The 14,341-nt window shown below is 44.2% G+C and carries 13 protein-coding genes; 8 read left to right on the top strand and 5 right to left on the bottom strand.

The features are described from left to right. Positions 1-9: 9 nt before the first annotated feature. On the top strand, positions 10-1,392 hold the full coding sequence (locus tag IE164_RS06390) for an HTTM domain-containing protein (protein WP_189629387.1): 1,383 nt from the start codon (positions 10-12) through the stop codon (positions 1,390-1,392). Positions 1,393-1,522: 130 nt separating this feature from the next. Here the strand turns inward: IE164_RS06390 and IE164_RS06385 are convergent, their stop codons facing one another. Continuing rightward, complete coding sequence (locus IE164_RS06385; protein ID WP_189629386.1) at positions 1,523-2,365, bottom strand: sterol desaturase family protein; 843 nt, start codon at positions 2,363-2,365, stop codon at positions 1,523-1,525. Positions 2,366-2,473: 108 nt separating this feature from the next. On the opposite strand from IE164_RS06385, the gene IE164_RS06380 reads away from it, so the two are divergent. Then, complete coding sequence (locus IE164_RS06380) at positions 2,474-3,025, top strand: PepSY-associated TM helix domain-containing protein (RefSeq protein WP_189629385.1); 552 nt, start codon at positions 2,474-2,476, stop codon at positions 3,023-3,025. 137 nt (positions 3,026-3,162) lie between these two features. Beyond that, positions 3,163-4,758: a M1 family metallopeptidase gene (locus IE164_RS06375; protein WP_189629384.1), complete on the top strand. Its 1,596-nt coding sequence runs from the start codon at positions 3,163-3,165 to the stop codon at positions 4,756-4,758. Positions 4,759-4,880: 122 nt separating this feature from the next. On the opposite strand, the gene IE164_RS06370 is transcribed toward IE164_RS06375, so the two are convergent. Continuing rightward, complete coding sequence (locus IE164_RS06370) at positions 4,881-5,333, bottom strand: 3-oxoacyl-ACP synthase (protein WP_189629383.1); 453 nt, start codon at positions 5,331-5,333, stop codon at positions 4,881-4,883. Positions 5,334-6,193: 860 nt separating this feature from the next. Between IE164_RS06370 and IE164_RS06365 the strand changes: the two genes are divergently transcribed. Then, entirely contained in the window at positions 6,194-6,616 is a 423-nt protein-coding gene (locus tag IE164_RS06365) for a BLUF domain-containing protein (RefSeq protein WP_189629382.1), read from the top strand. Here the strand turns inward: IE164_RS06365 and IE164_RS06360 are convergent. From IE164_RS06360 to porX, 3 genes are read right to left on the bottom strand one after another with little or no spacing between them, the layout of a single operon-like run. Then, complete coding sequence (locus IE164_RS06360) at positions 6,613-7,839, bottom strand: alanine dehydrogenase (RefSeq protein WP_189629381.1); 1,227 nt, start codon at positions 7,837-7,839, stop codon at positions 6,613-6,615. The two genes, IE164_RS06365 and IE164_RS06360, sit on opposite strands and share 4 nt — an antisense overlap. Next, positions 7,829-8,254, bottom strand: coding sequence for a tRNA (adenosine(37)-N6)-threonylcarbamoyltransferase complex ATPase subunit type 1 TsaE (tsaE, locus tag IE164_RS06355; protein ID WP_189629380.1), 426 nt, complete (start codon positions 8,252-8,254; stop codon positions 7,829-7,831). The genes IE164_RS06360 and tsaE overlap by 11 nt, the downstream gene beginning before the upstream one ends. 9 nt (positions 8,255-8,263) lie before the next feature. After that, positions 8,264-9,826: a T9SS response regulator signal transducer PorX gene (gene porX / locus IE164_RS06350; protein ID WP_189629379.1), complete on the bottom strand. Its 1,563-nt coding sequence runs from the start codon at positions 9,824-9,826 to the stop codon at positions 8,264-8,266. 50 nt (positions 9,827-9,876) lie between these two features. Between porX and IE164_RS06345 the strand changes: the two genes are divergently transcribed. The 4 genes from IE164_RS06345 to lpxA are packed head-to-tail and all read left to right on the top strand — an operon-like array spanning position 9,877 to position 14,341. Further along, the gene (locus IE164_RS06345) at positions 9,877-11,109 is read left to right on the top strand and encodes an HD domain-containing protein (protein ID WP_189629378.1); all 1,233 of its coding nucleotides are present in this window, start codon (positions 9,877-9,879) and stop codon (positions 11,107-11,109) included. Positions 11,110-11,126: 17 nt separating this feature from the next. Next, the gene (gene lpxD / locus IE164_RS06340; protein WP_189629377.1) at positions 11,127-12,149 is read left to right on the top strand and encodes a UDP-3-O-(3-hydroxymyristoyl)glucosamine N-acyltransferase; all 1,023 of its coding nucleotides are present in this window, start codon (positions 11,127-11,129) and stop codon (positions 12,147-12,149) included. 24 nt (positions 12,150-12,173) lie between these two features. Further along, positions 12,174-13,562 (top strand): bifunctional UDP-3-O-[3-hydroxymyristoyl] N-acetylglucosamine deacetylase/3-hydroxyacyl-ACP dehydratase, encoded by a 1,389-nt coding sequence (locus IE164_RS06335; RefSeq protein WP_189629376.1) that lies wholly within the window; start codon positions 12,174-12,176, stop codon positions 13,560-13,562. Then, entirely contained in the window at positions 13,559-14,341 is a 783-nt protein-coding gene (lpxA, locus tag IE164_RS06330) for an acyl-ACP--UDP-N-acetylglucosamine O-acyltransferase (protein ID WP_189629375.1), read from the top strand. Before IE164_RS06335 ends, lpxA begins: the two co-directional genes overlap by 4 nt.

Below are 14,341 nucleotides of genomic sequence, written 5' to 3'. Positions count from 1 at the left end.
CCTTTTTCAGTGACCTCAAAGCATTCGGGCGAATTATCAGAAATATGGTCCAGACAGTGGAAAGAAAAGCTGTTTGAACCGGTAGACAATGCCTTTCTTCTGTTGTTTAGGGTACTGTTTGGTGGCATCATGTTTTGGGAGGTAACGCGTTACTTCCGCTACGGGTGGATCTACAGGTATTGGATTGAGCCGTACTTTAACTTTAGCTATGCACCCTTTAACTTCAAGCCACTACCGGAAGATTACATGTTTATTCTATGGCTCATTCTGGGGCTTTTAGCTCTTTTTATTGCCATCGGTTTTCTCTATCGCGTTTCGGCCGGTTTGTTTTTCCTTCTCTTTACTTATACCTATCTGCTGGAACAGGCCCGCTATCTGAATCATTTCTATTTGGTGGTACTTATAAGCTTTCTGCTCATTTTTCTGCCTGCGCACAAAGGATTCTCCGTTGACAGCCTGATTTGGAAAAAACTGCGCAACAGAACGGCTCCACTGTGGACACTCTGGCTCTTAAGGTTCATTATAGCAGTGCCGTATTTCTTTGGAGGCGTTGCCAAACTCAATCCAGACTGGCTGCAGGGCTATCCACTAGCCATGTGGCTTGACCCTGATTTCCCCATCTTAGGCACCTATTTCGAAGAACAATGGATGGTTCTGTTCATTTCATATAGTGGCTTGCTGCTAGACCTGCTCATTGTGCCCTTTTTACTTTGGAAAAAGTCGCGATGGCCGGCATTTATACTCATTACTGCCTTCCACCTAATGAACTCTCAACTCTTTAGCATAGGCATATTTCCGTGGTTTATGATTGGTGCCACTACTATATTCTTTGCTCCTGACTGGCCCAGAAAGCTTTTCGTGCGCTTAAAGCTAGCTCGTCCGGCTGCACTTGAAACCGCCCATGTAATGCCGGGTGTTCGCAAAAGAAAGCTCGTTCTCTGGGCATTGGCCATTTTTGTAACCTTACAGCTTGTTCTTCCATTCAGGCATTGGTTTATTCCCGGTAATGTGCACTGGACCGAAGGAGGACATCGGTATGCCTGGCATATGAAGCTTAGAAGTAAATCGGGCGAAACCAATTTTATCTTGGAAAACAAGGCCAATGGGGAGCGCATACTGGTTGACCTGAGAGGCTACCTGAAAGAATGGCAAATTAATGATATGGAAGGCAAACCTTATATGATTTGGGAGTTTGCCCAGTTTCTGAAGCAAGAATACGCACTGATGGATATGGATGTAATGGTTTTTGCGCAGGCTACTGCATCGCTCAACGGCAGAAAGCCACAACTCATTATTGACCCTACGGTAGATCTGGCCAACGTAAAACGTCCGTGGTGGGGATGGGCCTGGTGGTACTTACCCCTGGAAGAGCCACTTAGAAAGAAGTGGTGAGGTGAGTCTGAAAGCAACTTACCGACAGAATTAAGGCTAAAATTATAGTTTTAAAATATTGAACTGTGGAATATGGCTTATCTTTTTAGCAAATCAACCGATTGACATTTAGCGACTTAAGGAAATACTCCTATTCCCCTCCAAACTTAGTGCCCACCGGAGGTCTGTAAGCCTGAAAAGGAATCTTTAGCAGATTACCCATTTCATCATTCTCTTTCGGGTCCATATGGGTATCGATGCCGTACTTCAATTCCCGGGTATCATCTACCTGAGCAAAAGTGCCGAAAATGCGATCCCAAAAGGAAAAGATATTTCCGTAGTTGGTATCGGTAAGTGGTTGTGTATAATGGTGATGTACCTTATGCATGAGTGGAGTCACAAAAACCCAAGATAAAGCCCTATCCACCGATCTCGGCATGTTAATATTGGCGTGAGTAAGGTGTGCAAACAGCACCGACATACTCTGGTAGAACATGATGATCCACATAGGTGCCCCCACAATAATTGCGGCCAAAATAGTGAACCCTATTCTGAACACGGTTTCTCCGGGATGATGACGCAGCCCTGTAGTTACATCTACCGTAGTGTCGGTATGGTGAACCAAATGAAATTTCCACATCCATTTAACCTTGTGTTCTGTCCAATGCACAAGGTAAGCCCCTATTAAATCGAGAAGAAGTACACCAACTACCAGTTGAGCCCAAAGAGGAAGGTCTATAATATACAATAATCCAAAATGGTTGGCAGCCACCGTATCTGAAGCATACAATAGTGCTCCTGCCAAACCAAACCCAATAATCATAGTGGTGAGGGTAAAGAAAAGGTTAATTCCGGCATGACGAATCTTCTTGTATTGAAAGCGAAAAAGGGGCAGCGTTCCTTCCAGTATCCAAAAGACCACTATACCACCAATTAAGATCCCCGCCCGAAATTCGGTGGGTATATCAGCAAAGAAGTTTACCAGATTTTCCATTCATCAGATTTTCATCTGGCCAATTTAAAAAAATTGTCGGTTGCACTTGTTTCGAATCACTCATCCACTATTTTTGCCGCTATCTATAATCAGTCTAAATAAAATTAAGTGAGAAAGTTTAAGAACTTCTGCCGCAACTACCACCGAGACATTGCCTACTTTTTTGTAGGGCTCATTCTAGCCTTTTCTATTTCGGGAATAGCACTGAACCACAGGAGAACCTTTAACTCGCGTCAATACACCCTCAGTTCGGAACCTCTTACGCTAAACCTGCCGGACACTGAAGAATACAACGATGAGTTAGTGAAATCACTAATTCCGCAGACAGGTGTCGGCAACGAATACCGCAACTTTAGAATACAAAACGGTAACCTAAGAATCTACTTTCAAGATGCTATGGCAGAGGTAAGTCTGGAAAACGGAGAAGGTACTCTGGACTTTTTTGGCCGAAGATATGGACTGGCCGAAATGGCCGACTTGCACCAAACCACCAACTCGGCCTGGATATGGTATTCCGATATTTTTGGTGGCGCCATGATCATCATTGCGCTAACGGGTATGTTCATTGCCAGTGGTAAGTATAGCTTTAAGAAAAGAGGTTGGTGGCTGGCCCTTGCCGGAGTGGCTTTCCCTTTGGTTTTCCTCTTTTGGCTGGCTTGAAAAATTTGATTTCAAACAAGTTTAATCGACTTCAAATTCTGATTTAACCAGTACTCCATCAATTTTTTGATTCATTTTCAAAACAGAGGGAGGTAGAAATCATTTCCCAATAATCACTTTTTAGTTAGCTTGGTAAAATGAAACGATTCATTCTTACCTCTATACTACTGGGGCTTCTATCGGTTGGTGTATATAGCCAAAAGCACTACGAAAGGTTAGCCACCATTGATGTGCAACACTATCGTTTTGAACTACAACTAACAGATGTAAATGACCAAATTACAGGCATTGCTCACGTAACTGTTCATTTCTTAAAAGATAGCCCGGACTTTCACTTTGACCTGGTGAACGAAAACAACGGAAAAGGAATGAAAGTAAACGTGGTAATGGCCAATAGCAAACGTATTGATTTTAGCCACAAAAACAACCAACTTACTCTTAACTATCCGGCAAAATCGGGAGAAAGGGTCACCTTTCTCATAGCCTATGAAGGAGTTCCTGCTAACGGTCTGATTATTTCTAAAAACAAGTATGGCGACCGCACCTTTTTTGGTGACAACTGGCCTGATCGCGGAAAGCACTGGCTGCCCATTGTGGATCACCCTTCTGACAAAGCTACGGTGGAGTGGATTGTGACAGCCCCTGCACATTATCAGGTTATTGGCAACGGAAAACTGGTTGAGCGATCGAACATCGATGACAAGTTAACCCTTACTCATTGGAGATCGGAAGTGGCCATTCCTACTAAAGTAATGGTTATTGGAGCTGCCCGGTTTGCGATTCAAAATAGCGGAGATATTTATGGCATTCCAATTTCTGCCTGGGTGTATCCGCAAGATCGGGAAAAAGGCTTTCATGACTATGCCCTTGCCCTACCCATCACCGATTGGTTCATTAACCATGTTGGCCCCTACCCCTTTTCCAAACTGGCCAACGTACAATCTAAAACACAGTTTGGCGGAATGGAGAATGCCTCCAATATCTTCTATTCCGAAAACTCTGTAAACGGGCAGCGCACCTCTGAAGGATTAATTGCTCATGAAATAGCCCACCAATGGTTCGGCAACTCAGCCTCTGAAGCCAACTGGCATCATGTATGGCTGAGCGAAGGCTTTGCTACCTACTTTACTAACCTGTACATGGAGCAGAAATATGGACGCGACAATTTTGTGCAGCGTGTAAAAGAGCAGCGCCAGCAAATCATTGATTATAGCAAACAAAGCCGAGTGCCCGTTGTAAACAAAGCCATAGAAGATTATATGCAACTGCTCAATACCAACTCTTATCAAAAAGGCGGCTGGGTATTGCACATGCTCAGAAAAGAAGTGGGCGATGAACTGTTTTGGCAAGCCATCCGCACCTATTATGCCAGGTACAAACTAGCCAACGCCTATACCGAAGACCTCAGAAAGGTATTCGAAGAAGTCAGTGGACTGGACTTGGCGCAATTCTTTAAGCAGTGGATAATGCAAGCCGGACAACCGAAGATAGAAGCCACATGGACCTATAAAAACGGAAAGTTGGAAATGGAAATCAACCAGCGCCAACAGGAAGAGTTTTTATTTGATCTGGAAGTGAAAATCACCTACCCCAACGGACAGTCGGAGCTCCGCAAAATTCCGGTACACCAAAAACAGATGGTATGGTCTCCCGAACTGAGTACCCGACCTTCAAAGATTGAGTTAGACCCTAATAGCTGGCTACTTTTTGAAGGCCAACTGACCGAAAAATAGATTATGTGATAGCACCTGACCAGAAGGCCCTCTGAAGCACTTACAATGATCAGTAGTTGCTTCAGGTGGCCTTTAATACAGTCTAATTCCAAAAAAGAGAAGGATAAAATACCTGAAACTACTCAGGCAATGGCAATAATACGCTCCATCTTACCTGCGAAAGCAATGGAATGATTAACTTCCTTTCCCATTAGCTCTTTACCTATGGGCGATACGGGGGAAATAACAAAGACATCTTTACCCCCTACGGTTATTTTTCCCAACGAAACGGCAATGTAGAAAAGCACCGTTGATGTACGGACCAACGAACCCTGGATAATTTTGGAAGCACTATGCTCTACGTTGAGGCTTTCCAGCACTTTACGCATCTGACGAGCATCGTCCAATTGTTCACTTACCTTCTCCTGCTCTAACCCAACCATTTCGCGAGAAGTCTCATACTTATCGCCCATTGAGCTTTTTGTATCTGAGGCTGCAGACTCGCTCAGGCTTCTGAGCTCGGCCTCCAAGGTATTGATGCGTGCACCGACTTTCTCCGAACACATTCGGAAAACGTCCCTTTTCAACTCCAACATGGTGCAAAGAAATGAAATAGTTTTGAGATTTTTTATAAGCCTTACTGCAGCCCAATTAAAGTTTTTACTAAGCCGGTCTGAGCCTCAAATAAACGCCTAAACATCTGCATAAAGACTTCCAGAACTTAGCGATACTTTTCCATACCCGCTTGCCATTATAGCCTCATATTTTAAGAACACTCCCTTCCAAAGGAATCTAATTTAGACTAGTCCGCAACCTAAAATAACCTGAGTTCGATGTAAGGAAGTAGTAAGATGTCCCCCTTAGGACATCATTGCGGAATTTTCCTCTGAAAACTTCACATACGCAAAGGAAAATATCCGCAATCTCATTTAGACTCTGTTGAGATACCGACAAAACAGGCCTTTTTGAGAGTTTAAGGCCTGTTTTTCCGGCATGACGTTCTTTTCTTACATCGAACTCAGGTTAAAATAATTAACTCATGGTATGACAAAAGCACGGCTTTAAAGTATTGAACAGCCTGGTTCAGTTACTCACAGCGCGGCTGAAAACCTGAAACACATGGCTTCTGTGAAAACAGTGATATGAGCCGTCAAGAACGGTTATTGTATTCATTTATACAGTTCCACCTTCTTACCGGCAGCGCACCTTGTCTGGCAGTAATTCAAATGCGCAAAGAAGGGGCTCAGGCAAAACACTTTCTTTCAGCCTGTACACCATCCTGTCAGCCATTTGGATATACCCCATTTATTGCTGGTTCTTACTCAAAAAAAGATTGTTGTTCGTTCAGGAGCTGCTCCAATCTTTTTCAAAAGGTGATTGGCCATCTTTATGCAGTAAGGTATGGTTGACCTGCCTTCTGTAAATGCATTTTTAGTATATTGAAACACCTAGTGTAATGCCTATGCTATACGAACTCATTTACAGAAGTACGGCCAGTTCCGGACTTAGCGAAAAAGATTTTAATGACATACTTTCTACTGCCAGAAGCTTCAACGAAGCCAACCATATTACAGGCTGTTTGCTCTTTCATGGTGGGCAGTTTTTACAAATACTGGAAGGAGAATTCCAGGTTTTACTCGATTTATTCGATCGGATAAAACATGACCCACGCCACTACGATGTATTGCTACTGCATATGAAGGAAAGTGAGTACCGCATTTACCCCAACTGGACGATGGCCTTTAAAACACTGGACGATAAAAACCTGAAAGATCACTCCGGAGTAACCGAGTTTACCGAAATTGACTCTGAAAAGAAAGAAAGCACAATAGCCAAGAGCCTCTTTACAGCATTGAGTAGCCAAATAGTAAAAGACTAAAACCGTGCGGCCATCAGCAGACTTAAATCTTTGTATGGCAGGTTAAATCGCTTGGCAATTTCCAGATGTGTTGTACAGCCTTTGTAGGCATAAATACCCTGGCTAAACCAACTGTACGCATACATCATATCATCAATTCCACCTGTTTCGGCCAATTTAAGCAGCACGGGAGTAAGTATGTTGCTGAGGGCTGTAGTGGCTGTTCTTGCAGCTCTGGAAGCAATATTCGGCACACAATAGTGAATCACATCAAACTTTCTGAATACCGGTTCATCGTGCGTGGTAATCTCAGAAGTTTCTATACAGCCGCCCTGATCTATGGAAACATCAATTATAACCGAACCGGGTTTCATACTAGCTACCATTTCTTCAGTTACTACGCATCGGGCTCTGCCTTTTTCGGCTCTAAGCGCTCCTATCACTACATCGGCCGAGAGTAGAGACTGACTCAGCGTGACACTATCTATTACCGCAGTAAAAGCCTGATTACCCAGCTTGTGCTTTATTCTTCTGAGCTTGTAAATTTCGTTGTCGAAAATACGCACTTCTGCCCCCAATCCTAAGGCAGCTCTGGAGGCATATTCTGCCACAGTACCTGCTCCTAAAATAATTACGCGTGTGGGTGGTACTCCTGTTATACCTCCCAGAATGATTCCTTTTCCGCCATTGGCTGTGCTCAGATACTCTACCGCTATGGGTATGGCCAAACTGCCGGCCAGTTCGCTCATTGCATTCACTATAGGCAAGCCTCCGGCTTTGTCTTGAAGCAACTCAAAACCCAGTGCACTGATCTTCTTTTTATTAAGCGCTTCGTAATAGGCAGCCGAGGTATTGGCTAGTTGCATGGCCGAAAATACCGTAGCCCCTGACTTCATCAGGTCAATTTCTTCACTGGTTGGTGGTTCTACCTTCACAATAAGGTTTGCTTCAAAAGCCTCTTTCTTAGAGTACACAATATTGGCCCCGTTTTCAGCATACTCTGCATCTGAAAAATGAGCATGTTCGCCCGCTCCTTGCTCCACCTGCACCTCATGGCCATTAGCTACCAGTATACCCACTGCGGCTGGAGTAAGACTTACCCGGTTTTCTTGAAAAGACACCTCTTTGGGCACAGAAATGAGCATGTTTTTAGCCCCGGATTTTACCTTGAGTAATTGCTCCTGAGGATATAAACTACCCTCTTTAGCCAATTGAGCAAACCCTGTTTTTTCCTTACCTGCCATTATGCGTTAATGTAAATTCTCGTTGTTCGTTACCTAAGTCTTCAATACGTATAGCCAAATGCCTTTCGGGCAACAAGTTACCTATTTTCTGTGGCCATTCGATCAAACATAAATTGCCGGAATCGAAGTATTCTTCTACCCCAATGGCCAAAGCCTCTTCAGGATGTTTCAGGCGATAAAAATCGAAGTGGTAAATCGAATCTCCTGATAATGTCAGGTATTCGTTGACGATAGAAAATGTTGGGCTTTGCACCGTATCTATTACTCCTAGTACCTGACCGATAGCCTTAGAAAGTGTTGTTTTCCCGGCTCCCATTTCTCCATTCAATACCCAAATCTTTTCACCTCCGGCCCATTCAACCATCTTGGAGGCCAATTCAGGGAGGTCTCCCACACTGTTTGCCTTTAGCTTCATTCTCCTGCTTTAAGCCCTCTTCGAAATTAATGAAATAAAAGGAATTATCATTTCTTCTAGCGATACGCCACCATGCTGAAAAGTATCTCTGTAATACTTAACGTAGTGATTGTAATTGTTCGGGTAGGCAAAGAAAGTATCGTCTGTAGCAAATACATACGAGGTAGACACATTGGGTTTTGGCAAATGGAGCTCTTCTGGTTTTCGTACCTCAAAAATTCCGTCAGTACCATGGTAGCCCAAATTCTTACCCTGCTTATAACGAAGGTTAGTATTCACATTTCTGTCGCCAGCAATTTTAAAAGGGCGTTTCACTCTGTAAGTGCCATGGTCTGTAGTAATCATTACCCGCAAACCCTTATCTGCAATGAGCCGCAGCAAATCGAACAAAGGAGAGTGCAGAAACCACGACTTGGTCAGCGACCTGTAGGCCGCTTCATCGGCCGCCAATTCTTTAATCATTCGAATGTCTGTTCTAGCATGCGACAACATGTCTACAAAGTTGTAGACCACTACGTTGAGCTGGTTGTTAAGCAGGTTATTGAAGTTATCGTTGAGTTGCTTACCCTGATTAGCATGGATTATTTTGTGATAGCTCGTTTTAACATTCAGTCGATGCTTCTTAAGGTTCTCCTTTAAAAATGCCTCCTCATTGTTGTTCTTGCCTTCTTCGCTGTCATCGTCATGTACCCACAATTGCGGATACTTCCGGCTCATGGCCAGAGGCAGTTCACCGGAAAAGATAGCATTTCGGGCATAGGCTGTCGTTGTTGGCAATATAGAATAGTAGGCTGTTTCTTCCATCAGGTTGAAATAGCCAAGAATATCGCGCTCAATAATTTTCCACTGGTCGAACCTCAGGTTATCGATAATAATGAGAAAGGCCGGAGAGTCGTTAAGGGCAGGAAACACCTTATTGGCAAGCAATTGGTGCGACATTAGCGGTCTATCAGCCTCCGGATTATTAAGCCATTCCGAATAGTTTTCGGCCACAAAACGGGCAAAATTAGCATTAGCCTCTACTTTCTGCATTTCCAGAACCTCCGCCATACTCTTGTTTTCCGTCCCCTCAATTTCCAGTTCCCAATACACCAGCTTTTTATAGATTTCGGCCCATTCGTGGTGGTCGATCCAGTCATTGACCTTCATGCTGATATTCCTGAAATCTTGCTGATAATGTAGGTTGGTTCGTTCGCTCACTAGTCTGCGATTGTCCAGCAGTTTCTTTACCGAAATAAGTATCTGATTGGGGTTAAGTGGCTTTATGAGGTAATCGGCAATTTTAGCACCAATAGCTTCTTCCATTATGTGTTCTTCCTCGTTTTTGGTAATCATAACCACAGGAAGAGCCGGACGGCTTCCTTTAATATAGCTCAGTGTTTCCAGGCCCGTCATACCCGGCATATTTTCATCTAAAAAAACAAGATCAAAGGGTTTTTGCTCCACCGCCTCAATGGCATCGGCACCACTGGTTACGGGTGTCACATCATAGCCTCTGTCTTTTAGAAAAAGGATATGCGGTTTCAGCAGATCGATCTCGTCATCAGCCCACAAAATGTTATATCTTTGCATGAATCAAAATTGAGAAGAAGCTCGAATTTAAGAGAATTAAAGCACAAAGTTTGAACAAGCGGAAGATAATCAATGACCCGGTCTACGGGTTCATCACCATCAGAAATGAGCTGATTTTCGATATTATAAACCACCCTAGTTTTCAACGCCTCAGACGTATTAAACAAATGGGGTTGGCAGAGTTGGTTTATCCCGGTGCTCACCACACTCGGTTTCACCATGCGCTGGGTGCTATGCACCTCATGTCTATAACCCTGGACAACCTGAGAAACAAAGGTGTAGAAATTTCAGAAAGTGAATATGAAGGTGCTCTTATTGCCATTTTGTTACACGATGTGGGCCATGGCCCCTTCTCTCATGCTCTGGAATTTAGCCTACTGGAAGATGTACCGCACGAACACCTGAGCCGCATAATTATTTCGCGGCTGAATCAGGAGTTTAATGGTGCACTCACAATGGCACTCGATATATTCAACGGCAGTTGTCACAAACCCTTTCTACACCAACTGGTTTCCAGTCAGTTAGACATAGACCGACTCGACTACCTAAAACGCGATAGCTTCTTTTCCGGAGTATCAGAGGGGACCATAGGGGCCGACCGCATCATTAAAATGCTCGATGTAAAAGACGGCCAACTGGTGGTAGAGGAAAAAGGAATTTACAGCATAGAAAACTTTTTGAGTGCCAGACGCCTTATGTACTGGCAGGTATACCTGCACAAAGCGGGTGTAAGTGCCGAAAAAATGCTGGTATCTATTATTAACAGAGCAAAAAAGCTAACCCGGAAGCAGCCGGAAACTCTATTTATGAGTGACAGCCTCAGGCTGTTTTTTGAACAGGAAATAGGTCTGGAACAATTTGCCGAGAACCCCAAGACACTGGAAGCCTTCTTAGACCTTGATGATTATGATCTCTGGGGAGCCATTAAAATTTGGGCTAAACATAAAGACCCAATACTCTCCAAACTGTGCCAAATGTTACTGAACCGGGAACTCTTTAAAATACATTTTAGCCAGGAACCTACCAGCAGGGAAGAAAAAGAAGCGTTTCAGACTAAAATTGCCGAGGCTTACGGCATAAAACCCAAAGATGTAAAGTACTTCTTTTCAACAGGCCAGGTAACCAATAATGCCTATCTGGCCAACGATAAAAAGATAATGATTGTCTCTAAAAATGGCGAGGTGAGAGATGTAGTAGAAGCTGCTGACCTGCCTAACATTAAGGCCATGAGTAAAATAGTGCGCAAGTACTATCGATGCTGGCCAAAAGACATAAATTTGTGACTCTCAGAAATATAACCATGGAAATATCTGTAGAACAAGTGGCCTCTCTTTTGGGAGGAAAAGTAGAAGGAGATGGAACAGCCAGGGTGAACCGTCTGGAGAAGATTGAAGAAGCCACTCCGGGTAGCATAGCCTTTCTGGCCAACCCCAAGTACCTACCATACATTTACTCAACTAGCGCAAGTGCAGTTATTGTAAAAAGTGATTTTGCACCCGAAAAGCCGGTTAAAGGAGCTCTTATTCGGGTCGATGACCCTTATAGTGCTTTTGCCCGATTGCTCGAGGAGTACGAAAAAATGACAGCCAAAGTAAAAACAGGCATCGAGCAGCCTTCTTTTCAGCACGAGTCGGCCAGCTATGGAGAACAGGTGTATTTGGGGGCTTTTTCGTATCTGGGCGAAAACGTTAAAGTGGGCAAAAACACCAAAATATATCCGCAGGTGTATTTGGGAGACCATGTAGAAGTAGGCGATAATACCATTCTATATCCCGGAGTAAAGGTATATGCCAATTGCAAAATAGGCTCCAACTGCGTTCTGCATTCAGGAGTGGTTGTTGGCAGCGATGGGTTTGGTTTTGCACCCCAAGCCGATGGCACGTACAAAAGCATTCCTCAAACCGGAAATGTAATTATAGAAGACAACGTAGATATAGGAGCCAATACCACCATAGACTGTGCAACTATGGGATCTACAGTAATTCGTAAGGGAGCCAAAATAGACAACCTGGTGCAAATAGCTCACAATGTTGAAGTGGGTAAAAATACGGCAATAGCCTCTCAAGCCGGGCTTTCAGGAAGTGCCAAAATCGGAGAAAATTGCCAAATAGGCGGACAAGCAGGTATTACCGGCCATTTAAGTATTGCCAACAAAACCATTATCGGCCCCCAGGCGGGTGTGCCTAAAACCATTAGTCAGGAGGGCAAAGTCTGGTTCGGCTCACCTATTATGGAACACAAAGATTTTCTGCGGGCAAGCGTTATTCTCCGCAACCTTCCTAATCTTATTGAACGGGTCAAGGAACTGGAAAAAAAGTTATAAATTTGCGGCATTTTCGCAGAAAGCATGAAGACAAAGCAGCATACGATTAGGGAATCCATAACGGTATCTGGAGTTGGCCTCCATACGGGTGTCACTGCCAATATGACCTTCACTCCTGCCCCACCTAACCACGGCATTAAATTCCAGCGAATTGACTTGCCCGACCAGCCGGTTGTAGATGCTGATGTAGACTATGTTGTAGACCTTTCGAGAGGCACTACCATAGAACACAATGGAGCCCGGGTGAATACCGTAGAACATACTCTGGCTGCTTTAGTAGGCCTGGAAATAGACAACGTACTCATTAAAATTGATGGGCCCGAGCCTCCAATATTGGACGGCAGCTCTAAAATGTTTATCGAGGCTTTGGAGAAGGTGGGCGTACAGCAGCAAAATGCACTGCGAAACTTTCTGGAGGTCACCGAAAGCATAATGTACCGCGACCCGGAAAGAGACGTAGAAATTGCAGCACTCCCTCTAGACGATTTTCGGGTTACGGTAATGGTCGATTACAACTCGCCAGTACTAGGTAGCCAGCATGCTTCGCTAACCGATATTCAAGACTTTAAAAAAGACATTGCCTCGAGCAGAACTTTCTGTTTTCTGCACGAACTGGAAATGCTCTATAAAAACAACCTCATTCGAGGTGGCGACCTAAACAATGCCATTGTGGTGGTAGACCGAGTGGTTAAAGACGAGGAGCTTGATTACCTGGCCGGTTTGTTTAACAAACCCAAAGTAGAGGTAAAGAAGGAGGGCATTCTAAACAATGTTGAACTTAGACACCGCAATGAACCTGCCCGCCATAAACTATTGGATGTAGTAGGAGATTTAGCGCTCGTTGGCCGCCCCATAAAAGCACAAATACTGGCCGCAAGGCCCGGGCATGCTGCCAACGTAGCATTTGCCAAAAAATTAAAGAAGGCTATGATGGCCAATAAGAGCTCAGCACCATATTACGACCCGAACGTTGAGCCGGTAATGGATATCAACCAAATCACACAAATTCTACCTCACCGATATCCGTTTTTGCTGATAGACAAGATATTTCATCTGGATGAAACTACCGTAGCAGGTATAAAGAATGTTACCGTTAACGAACCCTTTTTTACAGGCCATTTCCCCGGAAACCCGGTAATGCCGGGAGTGCTACAAATTGAAGCTATGGCTCAAATTGGTGGTATCCTTGTCTTGAACACCGTACCCGATCCTGAGAACTACACACCCTATTTCCTCGGTATCGACAAATGTAAATTCAGAAAAATGGTCATCCCCGGAGACACCATCAAGTTCAAGTGTGAACTCACGGCTCCAATCAAACGAGGCATTGCTCAAATGAATGGATACGCCTACGTTGGAAACACCCTGGTGTGCGAAGCATCTATGACCGCAAGAATTGTAAAGAATCAATGAATCAACCCCTAGCATACATTCACCCGGAAGCCAAAATTGCGCGAAATGTGGTGATAGAACCTTTCGTAACCATTAGCAAAAACGTGGTCATAGAAGAAGGCACCTGGATAGGCTCCAACGTGACCATTATGGAAGGTGCAAGAATTGGTAAAAACGTAAAAATATTCCCCGGTGCAGTTGTCTCGGCCATTCCTCAAGACCTGAAATTTGGTGGTGAAGACACCGTTTTAGAGGTTGGCGACAACACCGTAATCCGTGAGTGTGTAACCCTGAACAGGGGAACAGACGCCACCAACAAAACTGTGATTGGCAAGAACTGCCTGATTATGGCCTATACACACGTAGCTCACGACTGTATAATTGGCGACAATTGTATTTTGGTGAATGCCGTACAATTGGCCGGCCATGTAACTATCGATGACTGGGCTATTGTTGGCGGAGCAGCCGCTGTTCACCAGTTTGTGAATATTGGTGCCCATACCATGGTTTCCGGTGGTTCATTGGTGCGAAAAGATGTGCCTCCCTATACCAAAGCCGGGCGTGAACCCCTCAGCTATGCAGGCATTAACTCCATTGGCCTTAGAAGACGCGGTTTCTCCAACGAGAAGATTGCGGAGATCCAGGAAATTTATCGCTACATATTCCTTAAAGGGTTGAACAACTCCAAAGCCCTCGATTTGGTAGAACTTGAAATGACCCCCTCGAAAGAACGCGATGAAATCATCAATTTCTTTAGAAATTCTGACCGGGGAGTAATGAAAGGATATAGCGCCAAGTAA

It is taken from the genome of Roseivirga thermotolerans (genome assembly GCF_014653175.1).
Classification (GTDB): Bacteria; Bacteroidota; Bacteroidia; order Cytophagales; family Cyclobacteriaceae; genus Roseivirga; species Roseivirga thermotolerans.
This window is presented reverse-complemented; position numbering and strand designations above follow the sequence as displayed.

What these genes read in the sequence shown, in the direction of transcription:
- IE164_RS06365 (WP_189629382.1), top strand. Translation starts at nt 6,194, where the DNA reads ATGCCTATGCTATACGAACTCATTTACAGAAGTACGGCCAGTTCCGGA.
- IE164_RS06360 (WP_189629381.1), bottom strand. Translation starts at nt 7,839, where the DNA reads ATGGCAGGTAAGGAAAAAACAGGGTTTGCTCAATTGGCTAAAGAGGGT.
- IE164_RS06375 (WP_189629384.1), top strand. Translation starts at nt 3,163, where the DNA reads ATGAAACGATTCATTCTTACCTCTATACTACTGGGGCTTCTATCGGTT.
- IE164_RS06385 (WP_189629386.1), bottom strand. Translation starts at nt 2,365, where the DNA reads ATGGAAAATCTGGTAAACTTCTTTGCTGATATACCCACCGAATTTCGG.
- porX (WP_189629379.1), bottom strand. Translation starts at nt 9,826, where the DNA reads ATGCAAAGATATAACATTTTGTGGGCTGATGACGAGATCGATCTGCTG.
- IE164_RS06335 (WP_189629376.1), top strand. Translation starts at nt 12,174, where the DNA reads ATGAAGACAAAGCAGCATACGATTAGGGAATCCATAACGGTATCTGGA.
- IE164_RS06370 (WP_189629383.1), bottom strand. Translation starts at nt 5,333, where the DNA reads ATGTTGGAGTTGAAAAGGGACGTTTTCCGAATGTGTTCGGAGAAAGTC.
- lpxD (WP_189629377.1), top strand. Translation starts at nt 11,127, where the DNA reads ATGGAAATATCTGTAGAACAAGTGGCCTCTCTTTTGGGAGGAAAAGTA.
- tsaE (WP_189629380.1), bottom strand. Translation starts at nt 8,254, where the DNA reads ATGAAGCTAAAGGCAAACAGTGTGGGAGACCTCCCTGAATTGGCCTCC.
- lpxA (WP_189629375.1), top strand. Translation starts at nt 13,559, where the DNA reads ATGAATCAACCCCTAGCATACATTCACCCGGAAGCCAAAATTGCGCGA.